This is a genomic window from Dactylococcopsis salina PCC 8305, assembly GCF_000317615.1.
GTDB classification, from domain to species: domain Bacteria; phylum Cyanobacteriota; class Cyanobacteriia; order Cyanobacteriales; family Rubidibacteraceae; genus Halothece; species Halothece salina.
In genome coordinates this window covers 3,472,400-3,499,394 of record NC_019780.1, presented here as the reverse complement: position 1 = coordinate 3,499,394, position 26,995 = coordinate 3,472,400, and the positions used below count along the sequence as shown (strand labels likewise).

Annotated in this window: 21 protein-coding genes and 1 tRNA gene; 18 read left to right on the top strand and 4 right to left on the bottom strand. The window is 40.0% G+C overall.

Features of this window, described 5'->3' with window-relative positions; translation table 11 throughout:
* Positions 1-174: 174 nt before the first annotated feature.
* Positions 175-4,833, bottom strand: a complete 4,659-nt coding sequence (gene gltB / locus DACSA_RS16670; RefSeq protein WP_015230864.1) for a glutamate synthase large subunit — start codon at positions 4,831-4,833, stop codon at positions 175-177.
* Positions 4,834-5,133: 300 nt separating this feature from the next.
* Here gltB and DACSA_RS16665 point away from each other — a divergent pair.
* The 6 genes from DACSA_RS16665 to DACSA_RS16640 all read left to right on the top strand — a co-directional run bounded on the left by DACSA_RS16665 (position 5,134) and on the right by DACSA_RS16640 (position 9,392).
* Positions 5,134-5,217: transfer RNA gene (locus DACSA_RS16665), tRNA-Leu, on the top strand.
* A gap of 21 nt (positions 5,218-5,238) precedes the next feature.
* Entirely contained in the window at positions 5,239-6,480 is a 1,242-nt protein-coding gene (locus DACSA_RS16660; RefSeq protein WP_041235558.1) for an FGGY-family carbohydrate kinase, read from the top strand.
* A gap of 8 nt (positions 6,481-6,488) precedes the next feature.
* Complete coding sequence (locus DACSA_RS16655; protein ID WP_015230862.1) at positions 6,489-6,890, top strand: nucleotidyltransferase family protein; 402 nt, start codon at positions 6,489-6,491, stop codon at positions 6,888-6,890.
* On the top strand, positions 6,847-7,350 hold the full coding sequence (locus DACSA_RS16650) for a ribonuclease toxin HepT-like protein (RefSeq protein WP_015230861.1): 504 nt from the start codon (positions 6,847-6,849) through the stop codon (positions 7,348-7,350). Before DACSA_RS16655 ends, DACSA_RS16650 begins: the two co-directional genes overlap by 44 nt.
* Before the next feature lie 46 nt (positions 7,351-7,396).
* Positions 7,397-8,299 carry a DUF4351 domain-containing protein gene (locus tag DACSA_RS16645; RefSeq protein WP_015230860.1) on the top strand — a complete coding sequence of 301 codons (903 nt, stop codon included), beginning with the start codon at positions 7,397-7,399 and terminating at the stop codon, positions 8,297-8,299.
* Positions 8,300-8,489: 190 nt separating this feature from the next.
* Positions 8,490-9,392 (top strand): DUF4351 domain-containing protein, encoded by a 903-nt coding sequence (locus tag DACSA_RS16640; protein ID WP_015230859.1) that lies wholly within the window; start codon positions 8,490-8,492, stop codon positions 9,390-9,392.
* A gap of 81 nt (positions 9,393-9,473) precedes the next feature.
* Here DACSA_RS16640 and DACSA_RS16635 read toward each other — a convergent pair whose 3' ends face one another.
* A complete protein-coding gene (locus tag DACSA_RS16635; protein ID WP_156800833.1) occupies positions 9,474-10,145 on the bottom strand; it encodes a hypothetical protein in 672 nt (223 codons plus the stop codon).
* Positions 10,146-10,346: 201 nt separating this feature from the next.
* Positions 10,347-11,909 (bottom strand): cation:proton antiporter, encoded by a 1,563-nt coding sequence (locus DACSA_RS16630; protein WP_015230857.1) that lies wholly within the window; start codon positions 11,907-11,909, stop codon positions 10,347-10,349.
* A gap of 770 nt (positions 11,910-12,679) precedes the next feature.
* On the opposite strand from DACSA_RS16630, the gene DACSA_RS16625 reads away from it, so the two are divergent.
* The 11 genes from DACSA_RS16625 (at position 12,680) to DACSA_RS16575 (ending at position 24,317) form a co-directional block, all read left to right on the top strand.
* Positions 12,680-14,299 (top strand): mechanosensitive ion channel family protein, encoded by a 1,620-nt coding sequence (locus tag DACSA_RS16625; protein WP_015230856.1) that lies wholly within the window; start codon positions 12,680-12,682, stop codon positions 14,297-14,299.
* 97 nt (positions 14,300-14,396) lie between these two features.
* Positions 14,397-15,059, top strand: a complete 663-nt coding sequence (locus DACSA_RS16620; RefSeq protein ID WP_015230855.1) for a MerR family transcriptional regulator — start codon at positions 14,397-14,399, stop codon at positions 15,057-15,059.
* Between the two features lie 4 nt (positions 15,060-15,063).
* A complete protein-coding gene (locus DACSA_RS16615; protein ID WP_015230854.1) occupies positions 15,064-16,299 on the top strand; it encodes a vWA domain-containing protein in 1,236 nt (411 codons plus the stop codon).
* A gap of 467 nt (positions 16,300-16,766) precedes the next feature.
* Entirely contained in the window at positions 16,767-17,474 is a 708-nt protein-coding gene (locus DACSA_RS16610; protein ID WP_041235557.1) for a hypothetical protein, read from the top strand.
* Entirely contained in the window at positions 17,414-18,247 is an 834-nt protein-coding gene (locus DACSA_RS18425; RefSeq protein WP_051017347.1) for a DUF2779 domain-containing protein, read from the top strand. Before DACSA_RS16610 ends, DACSA_RS18425 begins: the two co-directional genes overlap by 61 nt.
* A complete protein-coding gene (locus DACSA_RS22670; RefSeq protein ID WP_041235556.1) occupies positions 18,244-19,074 on the top strand; it encodes an AAA family ATPase in 831 nt (276 codons plus the stop codon). Before DACSA_RS18425 ends, DACSA_RS22670 begins: the two co-directional genes overlap by 4 nt.
* Positions 19,038-19,664 (top strand): ParA family protein, encoded by a 627-nt coding sequence (locus DACSA_RS16595; protein ID WP_232225318.1) that lies wholly within the window; start codon positions 19,038-19,040, stop codon positions 19,662-19,664. Before DACSA_RS22670 ends, DACSA_RS16595 begins: the two co-directional genes overlap by 37 nt.
* Before the next feature lie 13 nt (positions 19,665-19,677).
* Complete coding sequence (locus tag DACSA_RS16590) at positions 19,678-20,313, top strand: Rho termination factor N-terminal domain-containing protein (protein ID WP_015230853.1); 636 nt, start codon at positions 19,678-19,680, stop codon at positions 20,311-20,313.
* A gap of 108 nt (positions 20,314-20,421) precedes the next feature.
* Positions 20,422-22,041: an AAA domain-containing protein gene (locus DACSA_RS18420; protein WP_015230852.1), complete on the top strand. Its 1,620-nt coding sequence runs from the start codon at positions 20,422-20,424 to the stop codon at positions 22,039-22,041.
* 9 nt (positions 22,042-22,050) lie between these two features.
* Positions 22,051-23,622, top strand: coding sequence for an AAA family ATPase (locus DACSA_RS20030; RefSeq protein ID WP_015230851.1), 1,572 nt, complete (start codon positions 22,051-22,053; stop codon positions 23,620-23,622).
* A complete protein-coding gene (locus DACSA_RS16575; RefSeq protein ID WP_015230850.1) occupies positions 23,619-24,317 on the top strand; it encodes a hypothetical protein in 699 nt (232 codons plus the stop codon). The genes DACSA_RS20030 and DACSA_RS16575 overlap by 4 nt, the downstream gene beginning before the upstream one ends.
* 84 nt (positions 24,318-24,401) lie before the next feature.
* Here the strand turns inward: DACSA_RS16575 and DACSA_RS16570 are convergent, their stop codons facing one another.
* Positions 24,402-25,082 (bottom strand): hypothetical protein, encoded by a 681-nt coding sequence (locus DACSA_RS16570; RefSeq protein WP_015230849.1) that lies wholly within the window; start codon positions 25,080-25,082, stop codon positions 24,402-24,404.
* Between the two features lie 89 nt (positions 25,083-25,171).
* Here DACSA_RS16570 and DACSA_RS16565 point away from each other — a divergent pair, with 89 nt between their 5' ends.
* Complete coding sequence (locus tag DACSA_RS16565) at positions 25,172-26,698, top strand: SagB/ThcOx family dehydrogenase (RefSeq protein ID WP_015230848.1); 1,527 nt, start codon at positions 25,172-25,174, stop codon at positions 26,696-26,698.
* The last annotated feature ends 297 nt before the right edge of the window (positions 26,699-26,995 follow it).

Below are 26,995 nucleotides of genomic sequence, written 5' to 3'. Positions count from 1 at the left end.
CCCTAGTGGAACGAAGCGAATAATCCCCCCTAACCCCCCTTTGAAAGGGGGGAATAAGAGAGAATAAGAATCGGGTGGACAACTTGGAAAGGGGGGAATAGGAAGAAGAGAGAATAAGAATCGGGTGGACAACGCCCACCCGACATCAAAAACAGCACCGATCGCAATTATTGATTAAACGCTAGTCAGTGTCTTTTCTTCCGCAGCCACTTCGCTATTTGCGATCGCGGTTTCCGCTTCTGAAGGCGGAACAATCTGCCAGAATTTCGGAAGATAAGTCTCCCAATTTTCCAGAATCATCCGAGATTTTTCGCTACCAGTGCGTTGAGCATGAGCCGCAATTAATTCTTTTAATTGTGCTTCCCCTGCTTTACTGGCAATACGCTGATAAGTGACAATTTCCGTGTTGACTTTCGCTGGGAAGTTGTTCTCTTCATCTAGGAAATAGCCAATACCACCTGTCATTCCCGCTGCGACATTCCGTCCGACTTTTCCTAAGACAACGACAACGCCACCCGTCATGTATTCGCAACAATGATCGCCAGCACCAGTGATCACCGCATAACCAAAGGAGTTCCGCACCGCAAACCGTTCGCCAGCTTGTCCGTTGGCGTAAAGATAACCACCCGTTGCGCCATACAAACAAGTATTACCGATAATGGCGTTATTAGCAGGCTCATAAGTAGCTTCTTCTGGGGGAACAATGACGATTTCGCCGCCATTCATTCCTTTACCCACATAGTCGTTCGCTTCTCCCACCAGTTTTAGATTCATTCCAGTGAGATTAAACGCGCCAAAACTTTGTCCGGCAGCCCCATTAAAGTTGAGGTTGATTTCCCCTTTGAAACCTGTATCCCCATACTGTTTGGCGATTTTACCCGCGATTCTTGCGCCAACGGTTCGATCGGTGTTGACAATTGACAGAGACTTCGTAATCTGAGTCTGATTCTCGATCGCCTGCTGAATTTCAGCATCATTCAACAGTTCATCATCCAACACGGGGCCATTACTGTGAACCGTCTCATGTTCTAACCAGGCGCGGTTTTCTCGCACATCAGGAAGATTTGTCAAACAAGCTAAATTTAAAGACTGCGTTTTAGTCAGGGTGACATTTTCCCGATACGTCAATAAATCTGAGCGCCCGATCACTTCATCGAGACGACGATAACCCAGTCGCGCTAACAACATCCGCACTTCTTGAGCGACAAAATAGAAGAAGTTCACCACATGACCAGGAGTTCCCGTAAAGCGCTTACGGAGTTTTTCCTGTTGCGTGGCAACGCCAACGGGACAGTTATTCGTATGGCAAATTCGCGCCATGATACACCCTTCAGCAATCATAGACACTGAACCAAAACCATATTCTTCCGCACCCATGAGAGCCGCCATTAGCACATCCCAACCGGTTTTAATTCCCCCGTCAGCACGGAGTAAAACCCGATCGCGCAGTTGATTTTCTAACAACATCCGATGTACTTCCGTTACACCTAACTCCCAAGGCGTTCCAGCGTGTTTAATAGAAGAGAGAGGAGACGCACCCGTGCCGCCATCGTGTCCTGAAATTTGGATCACATCAGCGTTGGCTTTTGCCACCCCAGCGGCGATCGTCCCGATGCCAATTTCCGCCACTAACTTCACAGAAACTTTTGCCTCGGGATTCACTTGATGTAAATCAAAAATTAACTGGGATAAATCCTCAATGGAATAAATGTCATGGTGAGGAGGAGGAGAAATCAGAGGGACACCTGGTTTAGACCGTCGTAACATGGCAATATAAGGGCTGACCTTCTTCCCAGGGAGTTGTCCTCCTTCCCCAGGTTTCGCCCCTTGCGCCACTTTAATCTCAATTTGTTGACCACTCATCAGATATTCAGGAGTAACCCCAAACCGTCCCGAAGCCACCTGTTTGGTTGCAGAACTTGCCGTGTCGCCATTTTGTAACCCTTTCAGATGGGGGAATTTAGCAGAATGTCCCTCCGTATCCGCATCATCAACCACTGCGTATCGATCGGGGTCTTCTCCCCCTTCTCCAGAATTGGATTTCCCGCCGATGCGATTCATCGCAACAGCGAGGGTTTCGTGTGCTTCCCGCGACAGTGATCCCAGTGACATTGCGCCAGTGCAGAAGCGTTTGACAATCTCTTCAACGGGTTCGACTTCCTCTAAAGGAATAGACGCGCGATCGGTGCTAAAGTCCAATAAATCCCGTAACGCCGTCGCTTTTCGCCCCTCTAAATACTTCGTATAAACCTCATAATGGTCATACTCTTCACCAGCGACCGCCTTATGTAGCGCCTTCGCCATCTCTGGGCTATTCATGTGATATTCCCCACGCGGACGATAATTAAAGAAACCAAAATTCTCTAACTTCTTCCCTTGTAACTCTGGGAAAGCCCGATGATGGAAATTCATCACCTCTTGCGCCACTTCCGAGACACTCAAACCACCGACACGAGAAGTTGTTCCCGCAAACGCCAGATTAATCACATCTTCCCCTAAACCAATGGCTTCAAAAATTTGCGCCCCATTGTAACTAGACAAGAGAGAGATTCCCATTTTCGAGAGAATCTTCAATAACCCTAACTCCACCCCATGGCGATATTGTTCCTGGGCCTCAGTTGCAGAAATTTTCTCCATGCGTTCTTTTGCCATGAGCTTTTGCGTCTTCTCATCAGCAATCCATTGACGGATACTTTCCAACACTAAATAAGGACACACCGCAGACGCACCATAACCAATTAAACAAGCGAAATGATGGGTACTCCAGCACTGTGCTGTATCGACCACCAATGAGGCTTTCATCCGTAATCCCTGACGAATCAAGTGATGGTGAACCGCACCCACCGCTAACAAGGGAGGAATATAACTAGACGCTTCATTAACTCCTGAACCAGCGCGGTCAGACAGCACCAAAATTTTACTTCCTTCTCTGACAGCAGTTTCTGCTTCCGTTTGCAGCCGTTGAATCGCTTTTTCTAACCCTTTGGGGCCATCAGATACCGCAAACAAAGTCGAGAGTTCACTGGTGGTAAACCCACAATTTTTAATGTCTTCTAACTCCCCATCATTGAGAACTGGCGTTTCTAATTTCAACATCCGAGCGTGTTCAGGGGTTGCTTGTAATAAATTTCTTTTTTCCCCTAAACAAATCTGCAACGACATCACCAGTTGTTCCCGTAACGGATCAATTGCAGGGTTTGTCACCTGAGCAAACCGTTGTTTAAAGTAATCAAACAATAACCTCGGTTTATCGGATAATACCGCTAAAGGAATGTCATCCCCCATGCAGAAAATTGGTTCTTTGCCTTGAGTCGCCATGGCTTGGATAATCATTTCCATATCTTCGGCGGTATAACCAAAAGCGGACTGTTTCTGTAACAATTCCGTTTGATTCATTTGTGGCGCATCAGGGAAATTCTGTAAAGGAATCGTTTTCCGTTCTTGACGTAACCATTCCCCATAGGGCGCTTCTTTGGCGACTTTTTCTTTAATTTCCCAATTTTTCAGGATTTGATGACCTTCTAAATCAACCGCCAACATTTCCCCTGGACCGAGGCGACCTTTTTCCACGATATCGGCTTCGGGTATCGGTAGCACTCCCGCTTCTGAACCGACGATGACATAATCATCTTTGGTAATACAGTAACGTGCTGGACGTAAGCCATTACGATCTAAGTTAGCCCCAACAGTCTTCCCATCACTGAAGACAACTAAAGCCGGTCCATCCCAAGGTTCTTGTACCCCGCGATGATATTCGTAAAAGTCGGTGATTTCAGGACGATCGGCTAATTCAGGCTGATTCTGATAGGCTTCGGGAATAAGCATCATTAGGGCTGCCATTGGTGTCCGTCCCGCTTGTACTAAAAGCTCCATCACGTTGTCCAAGTTAGCAGAATCACTTTTGTCTTGACTCACTAAAGGAAGAGCCGATAATTCTTCATTTTGCAAATGAGGAGCTTTTAAATCATTCACCCGTGCTAACATCCAGTTAATGTTACCGAGCAAGGTATTAATTTCGCCGTTATGTCCCAATAAACGCATCGGTTGAGCGAGTCGCCATTTCGGCATGGTATTGGTACTGAACCGACGGTGATAAATCGCAAAGGGACTGATAAAGTCTGGGTTTTGCAAGTCGAGATAAAATTCTCCGAGTACCACTGAGCGCACCATACCTTTATAAACAATGGTACGGTTAGAGAAAGAGCAGATATAGAAGTCATCAGGATTGTCTAACCCTTCTGAAGCAATCACGGCTTGTTTAATTCTTGCGCTGGTGATATAGAGTGTTTTTTCTAAATCATCCCCTTGTTGCGTGGGGGAAGCGAATAAAACTTGTTCTACGCGAGGACGGTTCGCCTTTGCTTGTTCTCCTAATACCTCTGATTTTACGGGAACGGGTCGCCAACCCACCAAATATAAACTATGTTCTTTTAGAACTGCTTCCACACAGTCTCGCACTTTTTGCGCTTTTTCCTCGTCTAAGGGAAGAAACAACATTCCCACTCCCAAATGTTCACGGGAAGGAATAAAAAGATTATTTTCCTTTAACCATTTTTGGAACAATTGCCAGGGAATCGCGCTCATAATACCTGCCCCATCGCCAGAGTCACGGTCAGCGCTACAAGCGCCGCGATGTTCTAAACAACCAAGGGCGGTTACTGCTTGTTGAACTAATTCATGGGTGGCTTTGCCATTTTTTGAGGCGATAAAACCGACACCACAAGCGTCTCTTTCTTCTACCAGCCAAGACTGTCCTTGATAGGGAGTGGATTGATTTTGATGATTGTTTGAGTTCACGTTAATTGCTTCTTGATTCATGCTACCTTTATTCATATGTATTTTGATGATTCCTGTGCTGTCTGAGTTGATTTGATTTTTTGTCAGTCAGCGTGTTAATTTCTGCTCCTGTGCGTCCTGAGTAATTCCAATATTAACGGTTTTCTCTGTTATCTTTAGCCAAGAAGAAGAAAGCCAGTAATCTGGGTTAAATTACTCTCAAGGTTTCTCTATCTTAAACAGTGTTTCTGATTAGATTCAATTTTTTCCCCATTTTAGAACCGAAAGCAAGGTCAAACTTGACATCTGCCTTGGCATATGTAATTATAACTCTCTGGGTTGTTTGAACCCAAAGACGCGGAACTGGCGGAATTGGTAGACGCGCTAGATTCAGGTTCTAGTGTTCGCAAGGACTTTCGGGTTCAAGTCCCGAGTTCCGCATTGACTGACAGCAAGGAAATCATGTTTTACTTGGGAATTGATTTTGGCACGTCAGGGGCGAGAGCCGTTGTTATTGATGAACATAAAAGCATTTTGACGCAGCAGGAATGTTCTTTTGATACGGCGGAAAACTGGCTTGAACAATGGCGTGAGGCGTTGTTTTTTCTGTTAGAGGCAATTTCGATCGATATAAGACCCAAGATTACTCGCATCGCAATTAATGGCACGTCGGGAACGGTTTTACTGTGCGATCGAGCGGGCTATCCCATCACCGCCCCCTTATTGTACAATGATCGAGTCCCTGATCCAATTTTAGAACGTTTAAGCGCGATCGCCCCCTCCGATCATGTAGTGCAAAGTGCTTCTTCCAGTTTGGCAAAACTTCTATACTGGGAACAGGAAAATCAACTGTCTAAAGCTGCTTATTTCCTCCATCAAGCGGACTGGCTGGCTTTTCTACTTCATGGTCAATTAGGAGTTACTGATTATCATAACGCCCTCAAATTAGGCTATGATGTGGAACAACTGTCTTATCCGCAATGGTTACAAAATCAGCCCAGTTTTTCCATTTTGCCCCAAGTTTTCGCCCCTGGAACAGCGATTAAGAAGATTCTCCCTGATCTAGTCAATCAGTTTCATTTTCCTACGAATTGCGAAGTTTGTACAGGAACGACAGACAGCATTGCGGCGTTTATCGCCAGTGGTGCGAATCAACCTGGAGAAGCTGTCACCTCTCTTGGTTCAACTTTGGTTTTAAAATTACTCAGTGAAACCCCGATTCAAGATTATCAATCTGGAATTTACAGCCATCGTTTTGGGAATTTATGGTTAACAGGAGGCGCATCAAATACGGGAGGCGCTGTTTTGAAATCATTTTTTACTGATGAAGAATTAAGGGAACTTTCGACAAAAATCAATCCCACTCAACCCACAAATTTAGATTATTATCCTCTTTTAAAATCGGGAGAACGTTTCCCGATTAATGATCCTAATTTATCCCCAAAATTAACTCCTCGTCCTGATGATGATGTTATTTTTCTACAAGGGTTATTAGAAAGTATAGCACGAATTGAAGCTCAAGGTTATCAAAAATTAAGGGAATTAGGCGCAACGCCTCTTCAACAAGTTTACACCGCAGGAGGAGGCGCAAAAAATGAAGTTTGGCGACGCATTCGAGAGGAATATTTACAGGTTTCTGTGATTGCTTCTCCTCAAACGGATGCAGCTTATGGTACAGCAAAATTAGCTCTTCATTCTAGTTAAGAAAAACTATGATTATTTGTCATAATGTTAGCCCCTATTTAGCCGTTTGGAAACAGAAACAGGCACAACAAAAAGAGCGCGATCGAGCGGTAACAGAAAAAGCCAAAGCCGTTTTACCGCAACTGATTACATTACTGGTTAACGAGTTTCAAGCGAATAAAATTATCCTTTTTGGATCATTAGCGAAAGGGAAATTTACCGAAACATCTGATATTGATCTCGCCGTTAGTGGAATTCCTCCCAAGCAATTGTTTAAGGCGATAGGAGAGGTTAATTCTTGTAGTGATTTTGCAGTAGATTTAAAGCCATTAGAAGAATTACATCCCCATTTTTATCAGCGTGTTTTGGAAACAGGAAGCGTTATTTATGACTCATCGATCGGCGAATCAACTCCGAGAAATTGCCAGTGATCTTAAAACGGAATTAGATCAACTGGATGCGTTACGAACCAAAATTGAAACCACTCAAAGATTATCTTGGGAACAACCAAATTTAAATCAAGTTTTTACAGAAAGTCTAGGTTTAAAACTTCATAATTTTTATACGGGATGTGAGCGAATATTTAAAATTATTGCTTCTGAATTGAACGGAGGTTTACCCTCAAGTTATAATTGGCATCAAAGATTATTAACACGGATGGCGACCACTCAAACCGATCGTCCTGCTGTTATTAGTCAAGCAACCGCAAAACAATTAAAAGAATATCTCTCATTTCGTCATATTGTGAGGAACATTTATGGTTTTGAATTAGAAGCAAGTCGTGTCACTGAATTAGTTAATGATTATTATTCAGTGTGGGATAATTTTACGCAAGAAATTAATGATTTTATCAAATGGTTGGAAGATTTATCTCTGGAAGTGAATGAATAATCCCGTAAAATTAGTTAATTAATCCTTTTTCTTTTTGAGCAGCCCTGTGACTCGTCATCCTTTTGATCAACTAGCCAAACAACTCCTAGAACAACTACTCACCCCTTGCGGAAAAGTAGAAATCTCCAGAGAAGTGCCAGGAGAACCCCGCTTCATTGATCTCTACTTTTCCCCGGAAGCTAACGTCACTCCTAATCAAGCCACCTTGGGAATTTTAGCAGCAATGGTTCAATCTCCAGGTTTATTTGAGCCGTTTCGGAATCCTCCCACCCTAGAAGAAATAGAAAGTTGTTTGCTCAAACGACTCTGGTTAGTTTCCGATTTACGTCGCCGTCAAGCCCTGAACAATAGTAATCCTCCCCTTCTCTGGATTATTGCTCCCACCCTGAGCCAGAATTTACTCACCCGTTTGGGAGCGGTGAAAAAAGAAAATTGGCTGGAAGGGGTGTATGAATTAGCCCCAGCGTTTCAAACCGTGGTAATTGTCGTACATCAACTGCCAAAAACCTCAGAAACCCTCTGGTTAAGACTGCTGGGAAAAGGAAGAGTTCAACAGCAAGCCGTGGCAGAAGTAATCGCTCTACCAGAAGGAGATACTAGACGAACCGAAGCGTTAAGATTGTTATCAGTATGGAAAATTATTGTCGAAGCTAATCCAGAACTCCCAGAAGGGGAGGAGGTAACTATGCCCTTGCCACAAGCCTTTTTAGAATGGGAACAACAAGTTGAAGAACGTGGGAAAAAAGAAGGGAAAAAAGCAGAAGCTCAATCGCTAGTCTGGCGACTAATTTCACGGCGCTTTGGAGACATTCCTTCCTCCATTCAAACCCAGATTGAGGAGTTAGACATTGAGGAAACTGAAGCCCTTGCTGAAGCTCTGTTAGATTTTACCTCGATCGATGATCTTCAGCGTTGGTTACAACAGAATGAGGGAGGAACAGAAGAATAATTATTTCCTTGATTAAAGATGGTTAGATCGAGCATCGATCAATTTTATCCCCCCCTTCGACAAGCTCAGGGTAAAACCTAGCCCCCGATGAAAGGGGGGGACAAGAAAGAGGTGGGTTTGGTATGAGGTTCGATCGATGCTTGATCCCGTAAAATTAGTTAATTAATCCTTTTTCTTTTTAAGCTATTCTGTGACTCGTCATCCTTTTGATCAACTAGCCAAACAACTCCTTGAACAACTACTCACCCCTTGTGGACAAGTAGAAATCTCCAAAGAAGTGCCAGGAGAACCTCGCTTCATTGATCTCTACTTTTCCCCTGAAGCTAACGTCACTCCCAATCAAGCCACCTTGGGAATTTTAGCAGCAATGGTTCAATCTCCAGGTTTATTTGAGCCGTTTCGGAATCCTCCCACCCTAGAAGAAATAGAAAGTTGTTTACTCAAACGACTCTGGTTAGTTTCCGATTTACGTCGCCGTCAAGCCCTGAACCATAGTAATCCTCCCCTTCTCTGGATTATTGCTCCCACCCTGAGCCAGAATTTACTCACCCGTTTGGGAGCGGTGAAAAAAGAAAATTGGCTGGAAGGGGTGTATGAATTAGCACCAGCCTTTCAAACCGTAGTAATTGTTGTCCATCAACTGCCAAAAACCCCAGAAACCCTCTGGTTAAGACTACTGGGAAAAGGAAGAGTTCAACAGCAAGCCGTGGCGGAAGTAATCGCCCTACCAGAAGGAGATACTAGACGAACCGAAGCGTTAAGATTGTTATCAGTATGGAAAATTATTGTCGAAGCTAATCCAGAACTCCCAGAAGGGGAGGAGGTAACTATGCCCTTGCCACAAGCCTTTTTAGAATGGGAACAACAAGTTGAAGAGCGCGGGAAAAAAGAAGGGAAAAAAGCAGAAGCTCAATCGCTAGTCTGGCGACAACTGTCACGGCGCTTTGGAGACATTCCTTCCTCCGTTCAAACCCAGATTGAGGAGTTAGAGATTGAGGAAACTGAAGCCCTTGCGGAAGCTCTGTTGGATTTTACCTCGATCGATGATCTTCAGCGTTGGTTACAACAGCAGGAGGAAGGAACAGAAGAATAATTATTCCCTTGATTAAAGATGGTTAGATCGAGCATCGATCGATTTTCGCCCCCAAACCTGTCTGGGAAAGGGGGTAATTGATCAGTCAGTCATCCGTACTCCGCCGTGAGACGACGGAGCCTGCGGATGACCGTTGGTGAGAAAGGTTTTAATGTTCCCGTTAGGAGGAAAGACGAGTCTCATTTTTTGTGGTTTCTCAGTTGGGGAAGGTGAGACAAAATCTTCGTTAGATTCGGGGAGAGGGAGACGAGATAAGTAAGTTTCTGAGATGATTCCTAATGGGGTAATTTCTTGGAGAGTACCATCAGCATTAATTAAAAGTTGATATTCTAAATGTTGCTTTAAGTTTTCGGGAGGTTGCCATTTTGCTTGAAAATATTTTTTTACTTCTGACAGTTGTGAGGTGGGATTAGAGGGAGTAATTGTTGATGAAGTACGCTGTTTTTTAAATTTTGCTAATGGGGGAAGTTGTGGCGCTTCGATCGTTTCTGGTATTTCTGGGGAAGATAACGGTGGTTTTTTTTCTGGAATTGGTGTCTTTTTCGGAATGGATATTGTCTCCATTGGAGTGGGAGAAGAAGGAGGATCGATCGAGGAGGGAGGGGAAAGATTATCGAGGGTTTTTAGCGATTCAGATAACTGAAGATTGGGTTTTTGAGAGAGGTTTTTAGGAAGAGGAGAAAGAGGATTTTCTGATGAGGGAGAGGAAGTGTTTTCTATGGGTTGAGATAATGGAGGGGATGAGGTAATCATGGTTTTTACTTGCTTTCGATACCAGTTTAAACTCAAGGTAATTCCTCCCGCAATCAAGACAATAAACAGAGAAACCAAACCCCAAAACGTTCGCTTTTTCCTGAAGGTAATAAGATTTCCGTTTGCTAAGTCGGTTTGATATTCTTCTAGAATTTTATTTAAGTCGGTGAGTTGCTGCCAAGTAATTTCGATTGTTATACATTATTCTTCTTGAGAAAGCACTTCTTGTAATAAAGGAGATAGATTTTTGTCTAATTTTCCAGCCCGAATAAACTCAGCATAAGTTTCCGCTTCTATATCTAAAAGTTGTTCTCGCAGTTGATCTTGTTCCAATGATTGAAGCTGAGGATATGATTTTTGTAACTGCGTAATTTCCTCCTCAACACTTTTTAGTTGTCCTTGGACTAATCCTTTTTGATAGTTTTTAAATTCCTCATCAAGACTTGGAGAAGGTTTCACCGCGTTGAGATACTGTAACACTCTTTCTAAAGCACTACGACGAGCAATCAATTCGCTGTAGTCTTGACGTTGAGCGCTATCGCCGATTAAACCTAGTTTCTCAATTACTGTTTGCATTGTCAATCCTTGTACCAGCAAAGTAAATAAAACTACACCAAATACGGCTTCGATAATCTCTTGTCTTCCTTCTAACATTACTGGAACACTTAACGCTAACGCAACGGAAACTGATCCGCGTAATCCTCCCCACCAAAGGACAATTTTTTCTTTCCAAGTAATCTTTTCTTTCGTAATTAAATTACTAATTGTTCCCAAAGCAAACACACTAATTGCACGAATCGCAACTAATGCTAAAATCGATAAAACAATGAGTTGCCATTTATCAACTAATCCCCGAACATCAATCTGATCACCAATTAACAGAAAAACGATCGAGTTGACAAAAAAGGTGATAAATTCCCAAAACTCGGAAACGGATAAACGAGTTCGCGGATTCATCCCAATTCGTGAACCAAAATTCCCTAAAATCAAGCCCACTGTCACCACACCAATCACTCCTGATCCACCTAATTCTTCTACCAGTAAATATGTTCCATAAGCAGAGAGTAATGTTAATGATTGTTCTACAAGAGGAAGATCAAACCGTTGAGTTAAATAAGAAATACTAAAGCCAATTAATGACCCAACCCCGATCGCAATTCCTGTAAAAGCGGTAAATTGAACTGACGTATTAGCAGCAGAAAATTCTTGAACACCGAGGGGAATCCCAACTAAAATGCTAAAAGCAACAACGGCGACACCATCATTAAATAAACTTTCCCCTTCCATCAACACTGTTAATCTTTCTCCTACGCCTAATTCCCGAAAAAGCGCAATCACAGCAACGGGATCAGTCGCCGCTAAACTCGCGCCAATTAATAACGCAATGGGAAGGGATAACTGAGTAAAATAATTAAGTGTTAAGCCAATTCCTAACACTGAAATCACCACACCAACCACAGCTAATAAAGTAATCGGAATTAGATTCTTTTTTAAGTTACGCCAACGCACATTCCACGCGGCTTCAAATAAGAGAGGAGGTAAAAAGATTTCTAAAATTAATTCAGGAGATAGATTAACTAAACGGATATCAACAAAAGCCAGCCCTAAACCAACGATAACTAATAGTAATGTGTAAGGAATCTGTCTAAAAAAACTAGAGATTTGGGAAATCGTCGCCACTCCTAAAGAAACCGATAAGACAATCAAAAACTGTTCTATATTTTCCTTAATTAGTTCTTGTTCCATTGCTACTTCAGCAGTCATTTTAATTCGTCTTAAAATTTAGGGAATAATCCCCATTACTATAACATAATAGAATTGTGAGCTTAAAATTTATTGACTCATTGAGTTCCCCCAGAATTGGGGGTTAGGGGGCAAAATAATTGCCATATAGCACTGAGAAAACTTGAAACCCAATCATTATGAGCTTAAAATTTATTGACTCATTGAGTTCCCCCAGAATTGGGGGTTAGGGGGCAAAATAATTGGCATATAGCACTGAGAAAACTTGAAACCCAATCATTATGAGCTTAAAATTTATTGACTCATTGAGTTCCCCCAGAATTGGGGGTTAGGGGGCAAAATAATTGGCATATAGCACTGAGAAAACTTGAAACCCAATCATTATGAGCTTAAAATTTATTGACTCATTGAGTTCCCCCAGAATTGGGGGTTAGGGGGCAAAATAATTGCCATATAGCACTGAGAAAACTTGAAACCCAATCATTATGAGCTTAAAATTTATTGACTCATTGAGTTCCCCCAGAATTGGGGGTTAGGGGGCAAAATAATTGCCATATAGCACTGAGAAAACTTGAAACCCAATCATTATGAGCTTAAAATTTATTGACTCATTGAGTTCCCCCAGAATTGGGGGTTAGGGGGCAAAATAATTGGCACATAGCACTGAGAAAACTTGAAACCCAATCATTATGAGCTTAAAATTTATTGACTCATTGAGTTCCCCCAGAATTGGGGGTTAGGGGGCAAAATAATTGCCATATAGCACTGAGAAAACTTGAAACCCAATCATTATGAGCTTTACATTGATAGATTTATTAGTAATTACAGGAGAAATTCTCCTATTGGCGACCGCTTTTTCTCTGCTACTTTGGGGAACAGATTTATTTTTTAAACGACTGGAATCAATTCCCAGATTACCCTTACCACGACAATTTTTAACGAATAGTCGAAAACTACTGCTCAAACTGTTAGTTTTTTTAGGGATTGTTTTTACTCTTGCAATTATCGGGTTTAATTTAGTTTTACTATGGCAAGGTCACTCGCTTTGGTCAACTACAATTAATACTTTTAATCAACTTTCACCAACATTCTGGCTTGATCTTGGTTTTAGTTTTCTACAAAGTACGATCGCGATCGCAACGGTTATTATCATTAATAAACCACTCCGAAAACTCTTAGATCGCATCAATAGAAGACTCCAAGATTGGGATCAATTCACTCGTAATGACTTTAGTATTGACCAGTTTTTCCAAGTTTTAAAACTCCATGTTACCAATAGTTTATGGTTAACCACTATTTTTTTATGTACCGTTTCCTTTGAGCTACAATCGGTTAGCAATATTCTTTTTACGATCCTTAAAATCTACCTCATTATCGCCTTTGGTCTGCTGTTGTTAAAAATTCCTCCTGCTATTATTGACACCCTCGACGCTTTCAGTGAAGCCTATATTAATCGGAATGTTGCGTTACAATCTTACGCCCAACTCAGAACATTAATTCCCTTTTTTATTAGCTGTGTTGAATACGCGATCGCGATCGGAATTAGTACCTGGGTCATTGCTCAAATTGAACCCCTGGTTGGTTTTTCAGTAATTGGCATTAATGGGATTCGGATTTTAGGAATTATTCTCGCGGGACGAATTTTAATTGAATTTAGTAATCTGTTTGTCGTGCGACTTTTTCTTGGCAAAAAGACCCTTGGCGAAGGAGAACGCAAACGCAGAGTAACTTTTATTCCCATTGTTCAAAACTTCCTTAAATACGGGATTTATGTTTGGTTGGGAATTATCCTTCTTGAAATTATTGGCATTGATCCTGCTCCTATTTTAGCGGCTGCTGGTCTTTTGGGGTTAGCAGTGGGATTGGGAGCGCAAAACTTAGTGAATGATACGGTTAGCGGATTTTTTATCCTCTTTGAAAACTATTATTTGGTTGGGGATTATATTAAAGTAGAAAATGCAGAGGGAGTGGTAGAGGCGATCGAGCTTCGCAACACGCGGATTCGCCATCCTAACGGACAGTTACAAATTTTACGCAATGGTGATATAAAATCAATTACCAACTACTCACGAGAATATATTTACGCCGTGATTGATGTTGGTGTCGCTTATGATTCTGATCTCGACTTAGTGTATCGGGTGCTAGAGGATGTGGGAAAAGACATTCAACAACGGTTTCCCAATGATGTTTTAGAACCGACAAAAGTCGATGGTTTAGAAGAATTTGGAACAATACAATTAATGGTTCGCGCTGTCACTAAATTGAAGCCGAATAACAGCCGTCGCGGGGTTCACGATGATATTCAAGGGGAGTTGCGGAAAATGGTGAAAGAAGCATTCGATCAAGAAGGAATTGTGATTCCAGTCCCTAAAAATATCGCCGTTGTTGCGGAAACTGACCCCGATGAGTGAACTTAGATGAACTGATTGGCTATCATATCTCCCATTACCTGATTGATCACTATGACAACAAATGTTGACAATGACATAATATCTTGCTATATTAATAATGAACACTCTTGAACAATGGGCGAACCAAACCCCCCAATGGTCTCTTGAAGAATTTGTGGAGGTAATCAACCAATTACTACCTCAATTCCTTCCTTTAACTAAAAATAACTCGAAAGTCAGACCAGAAATTACTCCCCGTCTTGTCAGACATTATACGACCGTTGGCATGGTCGATGAGCCAAAAAAAGCGGGAAAGTATGCCATTTACACTTATCGGCATCTCTTACAACTTTTATTGGTAAGACGGTTATTAGCGGAAGGAATGAGTGCGAATGTGATCAATGATTTAGCACGACAGAAAAACAATAAAGAACTGAAAAATTGGTTAACGGGAGATGTACAGTTAGATGTTTTTTCTCCAGAAGAGTCCAGCAACTCAGCTTTAGAGTATTTACAGAAACTGCGTCACCGTCAATCAGCAAGTCAACCCCAACTCCGCGAAGAATCCTTCTCGGATCAACAATATAGTGTTCCTTCTTCACCAGAAAAGAGTAAGCAAGTGACCTCTAGCCAATGGACACGCTGGGAAATTGTACCAGGGCTAGAATTACATATTCGCTCTGATTTTAAGTTTCCAAAAACCTTGAATCAACAAGAGCAACTCCTCGCAAAAATTAAGAATCTCATTCAAACTTTATCCATCAAAAAAACTCGCCAGTAAAACCATGAATCAACCCCGCATTGAACTCATCCCCCTGCGTTCCGTCATCAGTTCCGAAGTTGCAACCACCTTAGACTTAGTGATTCGGATTACTCCCGAAACTGAAGAATCCACCGTCAAACGTCCCCCCCTCAATCTGGGTTTAGTCATCGATCGATCTGGATCAATGTCTGGGGAAAAGCTAGAATATGCGCGTCAGGCGGCTTGCTATGCTGTTTCTCAGTTACTCCCCACCGATCGAGTTAGCGTTGTCAGCTATGACGATCAAGTCAAAACCCTAGTTCCCAATACCCTCGTTGAAAACAAAGATGCAATTCTCCGCAAAATTAAAACTCTGATCCCAGGGGGAACAACTGCGCTACATCAAGGCTGGGTTGAAGGAAGCACCCAAGTCAGTCAGCAATTAAACCCAGAAGCCCTCAACCGTGTGTTACTCCTATCTGATGGTTTAGCCAATGTCGGTGAAACCAACCCTGATCTCATTGCTTCTGACGTGAAAGGTTTAGCCCAACATGGAATCAACACCAGCACTCTTGGTATTGGAGATGATTATAACGAAGATTTGATGGAAGCAATGGCAAATAGTGGGGATGGAAACTATTATTACATTGAAGACCCTAAACAGTTAGAAAGCATCTTTCAAAATGAATTACAAGGCTTAGTTGCAACCATCGGACAAAAAGTAACTTTAAGCCTCACGCCACAAGCAGGGGTGATCTTAGAGGACGTTTTTAACGATTTAGAAACCAATAATAATGGTGAATATTTACTTCCCAATTTAATTGTTGGCAACCCCATTAATATTGCAGTGCGGTTAAAAGTTCCAGCCATGGCAACACCAAAAGCCCTTTGTGAAATCACTTTAGGATGGAATAATACTCAACAGAATCAGCGACTAGAAAAAAAAGTAACTCTTTCCTTATCAGTGGTTTCCCAACAAGAATTAGAGAATTATCCTTTTAATTCGGAAGTTCGTAAATGGGTGACAAAATTGCAAACCTCCCGCGCCAAAGAAGAAGCCATTCAATACATCGATCGAGGAGAGTATAATTTAGCTCGATCCTCTTTACAAAAAGCAGAAGACATGATTCAGGATTCCTATAGCTGTTTTGAGAAAGAAGAAGCGCAAGAAGAATTCGCAGAATTAAGTGATTTATCTACAGATTTAAAACAAAAAGACAAGAAAAAGTTTCGGAAAAAAGCAGCTTTTCAAAGTTATAAACGTCGTAAAAGCAAATAACAAGTAGGTTGGGTGGAGAAGACGAAACCCAACGCCAATTAGGTTGTAGGTTGGGTGGAGAAGACGAAACCCAACGCCAATCAGGAGAAGACGAAACCCAACACCAATCATAATACCATTTGGGAAAATTTAACCTCTCTATAATCCCCCCTAACCCCCTTTGAAAGGGAGGAACAATGAGATAACAAGTAAGCCCTTGTGGAGAAGACGAAACCCAACGCCAATCATAATACCATTTGGGAAAATTTAACCTCTCTATAATCCCCCCTAACCCCCCTTTGAAAGGGGGGAACAATATATTCCTAAAACGGGGATTTTTATCTCAATCCATCTGCAATGTGATTTTTAGTGACTTTTAATGAACTTAGGTGATTTTTAGTGATTTTAAAAGTTAGAAAAAATAAGTTAATTTTTGAGTAAACTGTGTTAAGTTGTTAAACAAAGTCAGATTAGAACACAACATAAAAATGAGTAGCTTCCTCACTAAATCCAAACTTCTGTCAGCATCGCAATGTCAGAAACGCCTCTGGCTAGAAACTTATCAAGGAGAATCAGGAGAGCAACTTTCCTACAGCCAACAGCGACGCATTGAACAAGGAATTGAGGTGGGAATTTACGCTCGTCAGTATTTTTCTCAAGGAATTTTGATAGAAGGGGAAACCACAGAAGCTAAAATTAAGCAAACACAAAACGCTATAGAAAAAGGTGAGAAGTGTATATTTGAAGCCACCTTCAGCTTCGATAATATCGTTATCGGATGTGATATTCTCCAACAAGAAGAACCAGGAAAATGGCAACTGATTGAAGTTAAATCAGCGACAAAAGTTAAAGATGAACATATTCAAGACTTAGCCATTCAGAAATATGTATTGGCTGGAAATGATCTATTTCTTAGCAACATCCAAGTGATGTATATTAATCGAGATTGTGTTTATCCCGACTTATCTGATTTATTCATCCAAGAAGACGTTACCCAGAAACTAAAAGGAGTCTTTTCTAATCTTCCTCAACTGATTCGTAACGCTCAAAATACTTTAGAAAAAGAGCAACTTCCTGATATTAATATCGGGAAACATTGTGACAAACCTCATCCCTGTCCATTTAAGTCTTTTTGTTGGCAAGGAATCGAAGAACCAACCGTTTTAAGTATCCCGAATTTAAGAGGAAAAAATTAGAGCAAGTTAATGATTTAATCGCACAAGGAATTTATCACCTCCATGACTTACCCGAAGATTTCCCCCTAACCGAAAAGCAAGCGCAAGCAGTGGAAGAAAAGCTAAATCCTGAGTTTATTGTTAATGAACAGGGGATTTTAGAGAAACTTTTACAGTTAGAGTATCCGCTTTATTTCTTCGATTTTGAAACTCTAAATCCAGCGATTCCTCGCTTTGAAGGATTACAACCTTATCAACAGTTTCCGTTTCAATACAGTTGTCATATTCTCCATGAAAATGGTAAGTTAGAGTATCACACTTATTTACACGAAAATGAAACTGATCCGAGAGAAAAGATTATTGAGTCACTGTTAGAGACACTAGGAGAAAAAGGTTCAATTATTGTTTACTATCAACCTTTTGAAGCAAAACGGCTGGGAGAATTAGCGGAGCAATTTCCAGAGTATAGCACCCAGTTAAATGCAATTAAAGAACGCTTATGGGATCAATGGGAAATCTTTAAAAATGACTATCAACACCCAGACTTTGGCGGTTCAACTTCTCTGAAAAAAGTGTTACCTGTCTTAGTTCCAGAAATGAGTTATGATGACTTAGAAATACGGGATGGAGACGACGCACAAGCGATCTGGGATTTAGTAATTCAGGGAAAAGCAGGTGATGAAAAAGAAAAAAAATTAGAGGATTTAAAAACTTATTCTGAACAAGATACTTATGCAATGGTGGCGATTCATCAGACTTTTTTAGAGACAATAATTCCGAACATGAAACAATGAACTATATTTCTCCCCATAGAATTGATGCGTTATTACTCTCCCTTAAACAATGTGAAACCGAAAAAGATGTGGAAAATAAAGTTGTCAAACCCTTTTTACACATTTTAGGATATACTACAGAAGACTATAGCCAACAGGCACTAATTGGCGACAAAAGAGTCGATTTCCTAATTAAGAATAAGCGACTGTCTCCACATAGACGATATCTGTTAATAGAAGTAAAATCGGCTCAACAGTCGCTAAAAAAATTTAGTTTACAAATCAAGGAGTATTTACAAAACTCAGGAACTCTCTTTGGAATATTAACGAATGGTTCTGAATTTATTGTCTTTTATAACAACTGTGGAAACATCCACTTAATTGATCAGTTTTCCTTATCGCAAATTCAAAATGATTCAACATCTGTTACCGCCTTAAAATATCTATCTAAAACCAATTGTGAGAAAGTCGTCACTCTTTTCACTAAAACCGATAGAAAAGTCTATAACCGCATCAGTTCCGCATTAATTAAGCAATTTCAGCTACAAATTCCGACTCAGAATAATGGAGAAAAAAAACAATCTATGATTATCACAGTTTTCAATAATAAAGGTGGTGTGGGTAAAACCACGATGACCATTAATTTAGCAGCTGCTTTGAACCGCATGGGAAAAAAAGTTCTTTTAATTGATATTGATTCGCAAGCTAACTTAACCACTGGTTTGGGAATTGATCCCCTAGAAGATGTACAAGATCAAGGAAAAAAGATATTTGTAATTTGCTTCTTGAAGCCAAGACCAAAGTTGAGGATGTGTTGTATCCTAAACGATGGAATCAGGTTTATTTAGATATTATTCCTTCTCATATTCGTTTAAGTGATATGGAACCTCAGTTATTAAGCACAGTTGATGTTGATAATGTTTTAGCAAAAAAATTGAGAAGATATAAAAATGAATATGATTTTATTTTCATTGATGCTCCTCCATCTTTTGGTAAAGTGAATACAATTTCTTTAATGGCTTCATCTGCTATTTTAATTCCTACGCAATTAGCTCCTTATCCCATTCGTGCTTTAGAATATGTTATGAATCGTGCTTTTGCGATCGATGATGCTAGAGAAGAACCGCTTCCTATTTTGGGAATTGCTGTAAGTATGTATGATAAAAAATCTAAAAGAGTAAATGCAGAAATGCGTAAATTGATTGACTCTATACTGAATAAAGATCAAAGACGTAAAGAAATTCCTATTTTCCCTGAAGATACTTGGATTCCCAATTTAGCTGTAGTTAATACTAATGCCTTAAAAGGTCGTCCAATCTGCGAAGCTGAGTTTGATCATGATTTGAGTCAAAACGATAAAGAAGCAGCTGCTAAAGCGTTGTCTAATTATGAAGCGTTAGCGCGACATTTATCTGAAAATTTACCTGTTGCTAAGTAAGGAACTAAAACAGATGCAAGAAAAAACGACTCAAGAAACAATTATTGATTATCTTCGAGTTAAACCCAGTAATCACGGAGAAGTTGAGACAGTTTTACTCGCTATTCCTGACAAGGAAAAGGTAAAAAGTGAGATTTCACAAAAAGAACGAGAGTTAATTGAAGAAACTTTCAAGGAACAAGGAACAAATTTAATTCCGATTATTGTCAGACGCATTGAACCCGATGAAGAAGAACATGAATATGAGGTGGTTTATGGTCAGAAATGGTGTATCATTGCTGAAGAATTAGGAATCGATCGATTGTGGACTTGGGTTTTTGATTTAGAAGATGATCAAGTTCCCCTCATTCAAGAAAAAATGGGGGCTTTAGCTGGAAATAAACCCTCTGATGGCTTAGTTAAAGCATTTGAAGTTAATCTAGAACCGAGTTTATTAGCTGAATTAAATGAAGGTAAAGTTCAGATTCATATTGAAATTAAGCCTACTGTTGAAGTGCAAAAGAAATCAATCACTAAGGAATATAATCAAATGAATGCAACAGAATTAAAGGCTTTAGCCAAAAAACGGGGACTCACTGGTTATAGTAGGCTTAGAAAACAAGAATTAGTTAAATTACATCAAGATTGGGATAAAAATAAAAGTAATTAGCAATTAGATGTTATTTTTTTCTAAATAGCATCGATCGTGTCTTTTTAAGATTAATAAAATCTTTACCGATAAAACTAGACAAATCTCAAGGAAATCTCTAAGCTAATTGTGTCTAACTATCCCATTATTTTCCGTCCCCAACAACGTCAATCGATCGCGCTCCCGCTTCCTTCCTCAGAAGAACGAATCGTAACCGCAAATCCTGCTGAAGACCATTTTTTCTGGTACTATTTAAGCCCTTATTTTGGCAATCAAATTGATCACAATAAGCAATTTAAAAGTTACACCCCAGATTTTGTTTACATTGATCCAGCCGCTAATCTTTACATTGATATCGAATGTGATGAACCCTATGTTTATGATACAGGTGAAGCCACTCATTACATCGGAAAAGATCGACAGCGCGATCGCGCCTTCACCGAAAATGGCTGGTTTGTGTTACGTTTTGCAGAAGAGCAAATTATCACTTCCCCTGAAAGCTGTTGTCTAATTATTGCGAAACTAATCGCCCGTTATAGTAGCAACAAATCCGTTTTAAATCAGTTTCCAGATACGCAAAAAATTAGAAAAATACCATTTTGGACAAAATCACAAGCTGAAGAGATGGCGCGGGAAAAACAGCGCGATCGATACTTAAATCAAAATGAGATTAATCAGGAAATCAAAGCCGTTTCCGAAACAACTCTACTCAACAGTTTAGAAGGATTTATCAACACAGAAACCGACTCTCAAATTCGAGAAACCAAACAGATTTGGCGTAAACCGTTAGCAGAAAGAATAGAAGATGGCTATGCAATTTCTGGATTACAAATTATTCAATATACAGGAAATAAAATCACCCTCCGTTATTCAGGAGAAAATCTTTCTAAATTCTCAGCAGGAAATCCTCTCCGTTTAAGTTTAAATCAGCCTTTCGATCCGAACAATAGTTATGCTTGTATCTTAGAAGAAGAAACAGGAAATGATTTAATTCTTCGTGCTGGTTATCAAACGATTTTTCCTGATTTAGACACTTCTCGACAAGATTGGGTATTAGATCAAGACTCGATCGATGTTCGTCGTTATTTGATTGCTGCTTTAGCGGAAATTAAAGAATCTCCTCCAATTCAAGATAAAATTCTCAATATCCTACAAGGAAAAACTCTTCCTGATATTCCCACCACAAACTATCAGCAAAGTTGGGAGTTTATCACCGACTTAAAATTAGGACTTTCTGATAAACAAAAAGAAGCCTTAGTGAGCGCGATCGCGACGCAAAATTATTATTTAATTCAAGGTCCCCCTGGAACAGGAAAAACCCGATTATTAGCACATTTAGCGACCATTTTAGCCCGTCATCACAAGCGAGTTTTAGTAACAGCGTTTACCCATACGGCGATTAATAACGCCTTGCGAACCATTAAAGAAACCACTGGTTACAGTCATATTTTCAAAGTTGGAGGAGAAGATAAAACAACTGGCTTAACTTGGGAAGGAGGAGAAATCAAAAACTATGAATACTTTAATAATAGTCCTTATACAGCAGAAAGCAAAGGATTGATTATTGGGGGAACTTGTTTTGCATTACGCACAAATCGGTTAAAAGGAATTGATTTTGATACCGTTATTTTTGATGAAGCTGGACAAATTACACTCCCGATCGCGCTATCAGGAATGTTAGCTGGAAAGCGCCATATTTTTATCGGCGATCATAAACAAATGTCGCCAGTTATTACCGCAAAACATTAGATTTCTTGGGTGAAGCGTTCCATTTTTGAAACCTTATTTGAACACGCACCTGGAACGATGTTAGACATTACTTATCGCATGAATGATGAGATTAATCGCTTTCCCAGTGATTATTTTTATGAGGGAAAATTACAGCCTTCTCAGTTAGCGAGTCAACGTCGTTTTCCCTTAAATCATTCTTCGCAACGTTTTCCAAAAGTGCTTGATCCAGAGACACCCGCCGTGTTTCTAGAAATCAATCATCAAGGAAAAAAAGCGCGATCGTACCCCGAAGCAAAAGCGATCGCTGACATCATTACCGAAGCAGTGGAATGTGGTATTTCTCCCCAAGAAATCGCCGTAATTGCCCCCTACCGCGCCCAAGTGCGACTAATTCGGACTGAATTAAAGAAAGACACCAATCACCCCGAATTAACTGAAATTCAGGTTAACACCGTTGAATCTATGCAAGGACAACAACGGGAAATGATCATCGTTTCTTTAACCACCAGCGACCCCGAACACGCCACACAAAGAGCAGAATTTTACTTTCAACTCAATCGTTTAAATGTTGCGATTACTCGCGCTAAAACCAAGCGAATTGTTGTCGGTAGTCCACACTTATTTGATGCTAACCCACAACGAGAAGATTTACAAGGAGGAGTTGAATCTTTTCGCCAATTTTATCAAAACAGTGTAATAATTAAAGACGAACCTATTCAAAAATCCAGTAAACCTAAGCCAGAAAAAACCATGAAAACAATTGCCATTTATCACAATAAAGGTGGTGTCGGAAAAACCACCGTTGCTGTTAACTTAGCCGCTGCTTTTGCTAAGAGAGGAAATCGTGTTCTATTAATTGATTTAGACAGTCAAGCTAACACAACCTATGCAACAGGTTTAGTGAAATTTGATGACGAGTCTAATGATAATTTGAAAGAATTGAATATCTTACAAGTTCTAGAAAGTAAAGAATTTAATTCAATTCCTGAAGTAGCCAGAAAAGGAAGCTATTGTGATCCGACTGTAGATATTATTCCTAGCCATATTTCTTTAATGAAAGCTGAAAATGAACTCAAAAATAGCAGTTTTAGCCCGTTTGTTTTAGCTAAGAAAATTCAAGCAGTTAAAGATAAATATGATATCGTAATTATTGATACACCACCTGCTCTTAATTTATATGCAAAAATTGCTTTAATTGCTGCGGATCATTTAATTATTCCCAGTGACTTAAAGCCTTTTGCTAATCAAGGGTTAACTAATGTTCAAGAGTTAATTCAAGAGGTGAATAACTTTCGAGAAATGACCAACCTTTCCCCATTAAATGTCATCGGTGTTCTTCCTACTAAAATTTCAACAGTTGCCACTTTTATTAAATACACATTCCCTAAGAGAAAAGATAAAATTAATGATCGTTATCATCTCAAGGTTTTAGAATCTGCTATTTTCGAGCGTGCTGATTTAGCGAATTGTTCAGAATTAGTTATCGAAACTGAAGAAGACTCAATTCCTGATCCAAAATCTGTTCTTGATTATGCACCTAATTCTAAATCATCTCAAGAATTTAATCAGTTAGTCGATGAACTCTTAAAATTAATATGAAATTATATTATCAACTTGTTTCCGTTCAAGATATTCAATCCTCTCTCTCAGCTTCTCAGTTTTCGACAGAAGAAATTGAGCAAGCAGCTAATCTTTTTTTAAAAGCAGAACTCAGTATTCAACCTGTTGTTTTAAGGCAAAATGGATTAGAATCTTATTCTGTCATTTATGGAGATTTTGTTTATTTTGCTGCGGTACGGGCGAGAGAAATTAACCCTAGAAAAGCAGAGACAATTCAAGCAGTTGTTATTGATCCTGAACATGAATCTGCTTTAGTTGAACAAGTAGAACTATTTAAACGTGATTCTGATTTCTCAACTCAGTCTGATGATTTAGTGGGAAGATTTAATAATTTTGAACAGACAATTGAACAAAGGATTTATGATTTAATCCAAACGGTTACTGAAGAAAATAAAGCATTAAAATCATCTATAGGAACTGTAGAGAAACAAATTCCAAAACGCCATAATCTTCTCGAATTATTCAATGATTCTTCTTCTCAAGAAGAAAAGCGATTGCGCGATCGATTAGAAAAAGCGGGTATCCAGACTAAAAGATACAACATTATTGAGCAAATTCGCAATAAGCAACCGTTTAATTCTTTAGAGGAAATTCCCCAACAAATCAGAGGATTAAGTTCAGAGAAAATGTTAAAACTGATTGAAAATTGGTTAAATACTTTGGAACTTACCTAAGCGCGATGATGCGTGCATTGCACTTTGTATTCATCAAAGGTCATGTAATCCCCTGCTTTTGTATCTTTTTCATTATTATTATGCCTACCCTATCACTTTTAATAACTCATTTCCTCCGCGTTGAAACTCATAAACGGTTTTCTGTATTTCTGTTTCATATCCTCCTGTTGTGAGTGCTTCTAAAATTGAGTCCAAATGTCGAGACTTGATACTGGTAAAATTTTCAACTAAAGGGAAAATTCGTACTTCTTTCGCCACACGAGACAGTTCTAAAATAGACTGTAAATGAAACTCCCAAGAAAACTGTTCCGAATAAGTGAAGAGTAAATGAGAAGACACGGCTAAATCAAAATGTTGGTCAGAAAATGGGAGTTCTGGAAAACCAATTTCTCGATAACGCCCTTCTTGTTTTCCAGTCGCAAAGTCCGCTAAAAATTCCTTCATTGCGGAAAGTCTATCTTCTCCTAACGCTTCAGGAGTGGGAGTTTTCTCCCAAACAAATTGATCGATATTTTTGTATAAACCATCAATGATGATCGGATAAGTTTCATCAATTCTTTTCTCGATTTGTTGCGGTGTAAACTGATAAATTGGATCGCAAGAAATAACAGTTTTTTCTCGTTGTTTCATTATTGCATTAAAACTCGCGGGTCCTCCTGCACAATCGAGAATTGATAATTCTAAATCTTCTGGTGTGAGGTTAAACATTTCGATGTAGTCTTGGAAGGAACGTCCCCAGGGAACAACGTTTTTGAGTTGAAACATAGCTTAAATCCTTAGTTTTATCCAATGAGTATCGATCGAGCGCCCAACATCTTATAATTTTGATAGTGCATTAACCCGACTCACAGATCATGGCTGAATGGAAACCCACTCTCGCTCAACATTACCACGAACGCACCAAATATGACCCAGAAACTATTGCCCAGAAAGCTCGTTCCTTAGATTGGGACAAACAACCGCTTCCCTACAAAGATTATAAACTGGGAACAACTTACGATCTAAAACCCTATCTCAACAACGCACCCACTGACGAAGAAAACTGGGAAAAATGGCATCGACTTTCCCGATTTCTCCTTTTATCTTATGGGGTAACGGCAAAATTGCAAACGCCTTCTGGAGATCAGATTTTACTTCGGGCCGCCCCTTCTGCGGGTGGACTTTATCCGGCGGAAGTTTATTTAATTGTTAGAGGATTATCTTTTTTACCCGAAGGTTTATACAACTATCAATGTAAAACTCATTCCTTAATTCACTTTTGGGAAGATTCGGTTTGGCCAAGTTTAAAAACCGCTTGTTTTTGGGATTCCACCTTAGAAAATACCGAACTTGCGATCGCGGTTTCTGCGATATTTTATCGATCGGCATGGCGCTACGAAGATCGGGCTTATCGACGCATTTTTCTAGACACAGGACACCTGTTAGGAAACTTAGAATTAGCAGGAAGTTTAACCGATTATCGTCCTCATTTAATTGGGGGATTTAACGATGATAAAATGAATGAATTACTCTATCTTAACCCTCAAGAAGAAGGAGTGATTACGGTGGCTGGTTTAGCCGATATCTTAGAAATTAAACAGAACTTACCTCCCACTACAACTGCTTTACCTTCAAAAGCCAATCATCATTTTTCTGCTAACATTCCTGATGGAAATTTACTCTCTCATCTTCACGAATTAACCAAAATTGAAACTGAACCCAATCTCTCCTCTAAAAAACGCAAAGAAGCAGAAAGAAAGGACAAATATAATTTTCCATTTTGCTTAAAAGTATCAACAGAAACTCAACCGATTTTTTGGGGAGAACAGTTAGAAGGATTACAAGAAACTATCCTGAAACGTCGCTCAACTCGTGGTTTTAATGGTGAAGAAATCACCTTAGATGAACTGAAGAAACTTCTTAGTTTTACCTATCAACCCCAAGACTATTGGCGACAAAGTTTAGACTCAACTCCAGATTTTTTTGATTTAAATCTAGTTTCCACCTTTGTTGCTGTATCTGGTGTAACGGATTTAGAAGAAGGGTGTTATTATTATGCGCCGAGTTCCCAAGAATTACGACAAATTCGCTTTAAAAACTTTCGGAGAGAATTACACTATTTATGTTTAGGACAAGATTTAGGACGAGATGCGGCGGCGGTGATTTTTCAAACGGCTGATCTCCAACAAGCAATTACATTATACGGCGATCGCGCTTATCGTTATTTACATCTTGACGCGGGACATCTCGGACAACGTCTCAACTTAGTAGCAATTTATCTCAAATTAGGTGTGAGTGGAATTGCAGGATTTTTTGATAACCAAGTGAATGAAGTCTTAGGGATTCCAGAAGACGAAGCGGCTTTGTATATTACAACATTAGGTCGTCCTCGACGAGGATAGCTGATTTTAGGCTTTTTCCTCTTCTAAAGTTGAGTTTTCTCCGCTTATTCCAACACGCGATCGAGCGAAAGCTCACTACGCAGAGCGCGATCGCGCAGAGAGTAAAATAGAGTAAAGTTGAGATTGAGTTGACTGATGACAAAAACGGTTGAAGGATTTTATCAAGACGGATACATTCAAATCAGTGAATTACCCCAAGGAGTCAGTGAACAGACGTGCGACCTGAACTGGTCGGTTGAAGCGGTGTAACCCTTACACCACAGGGATTTCCACCCCTGTCCTTCGTGGAAAGTTCTC

What these genes read in the sequence shown, in the direction of transcription:
- gltB (WP_015230864.1), bottom strand. Translation starts at nt 4,833, where the DNA reads ATGAATAAAGGTAGCATGAATCAAGAAGCAATTAACGTGAACTCAAAC.
- DACSA_RS16655 (WP_015230862.1), top strand. Translation starts at nt 6,489, where the DNA reads ATGATTATTTGTCATAATGTTAGCCCCTATTTAGCCGTTTGGAAACAG.
- DACSA_RS16630 (WP_015230857.1), bottom strand. Translation starts at nt 11,909, where the DNA reads ATGACTGCTGAAGTAGCAATGGAACAAGAACTAATTAAGGAAAATATA.
- DACSA_RS16620 (WP_015230855.1), top strand. Translation starts at nt 14,397, where the DNA reads ATGAACACTCTTGAACAATGGGCGAACCAAACCCCCCAATGGTCTCTT.
- DACSA_RS16570 (WP_015230849.1), bottom strand. Translation starts at nt 25,082, where the DNA reads ATGTTTCAACTCAAAAACGTTGTTCCCTGGGGACGTTCCTTCCAAGAC.
- DACSA_RS16590 (WP_015230853.1), top strand. Translation starts at nt 19,678, where the DNA reads ATGCAAGAAAAAACGACTCAAGAAACAATTATTGATTATCTTCGAGTT.
- DACSA_RS16660 (WP_041235558.1), top strand. Translation starts at nt 5,239, where the DNA reads ATGTTTTACTTGGGAATTGATTTTGGCACGTCAGGGGCGAGAGCCGTT.
- DACSA_RS16650 (WP_015230861.1), top strand. Translation starts at nt 6,847, where the DNA reads ATGACTCATCGATCGGCGAATCAACTCCGAGAAATTGCCAGTGATCTT.
- DACSA_RS16635 (WP_156800833.1), bottom strand. Translation starts at nt 10,145, where the DNA reads ATGATTACCTCATCCCCTCCATTATCTCAACCCATAGAAAACACTTCC.
- DACSA_RS16565 (WP_015230848.1), top strand. Translation starts at nt 25,172, where the DNA reads ATGGCTGAATGGAAACCCACTCTCGCTCAACATTACCACGAACGCACC.
- DACSA_RS16625 (WP_015230856.1), top strand. Translation starts at nt 12,680, where the DNA reads ATGAGCTTTACATTGATAGATTTATTAGTAATTACAGGAGAAATTCTC.
- DACSA_RS22670 (WP_041235556.1), top strand. Translation starts at nt 18,244, where the DNA reads ATGAACTATATTTCTCCCCATAGAATTGATGCGTTATTACTCTCCCTT.
- DACSA_RS16615 (WP_015230854.1), top strand. Translation starts at nt 15,064, where the DNA reads ATGAATCAACCCCGCATTGAACTCATCCCCCTGCGTTCCGTCATCAGT.
- DACSA_RS16575 (WP_015230850.1), top strand. Translation starts at nt 23,619, where the DNA reads ATGAAATTATATTATCAACTTGTTTCCGTTCAAGATATTCAATCCTCT.
- DACSA_RS16610 (WP_041235557.1), top strand. Translation starts at nt 16,767, where the DNA reads ATGAGTAGCTTCCTCACTAAATCCAAACTTCTGTCAGCATCGCAATGT.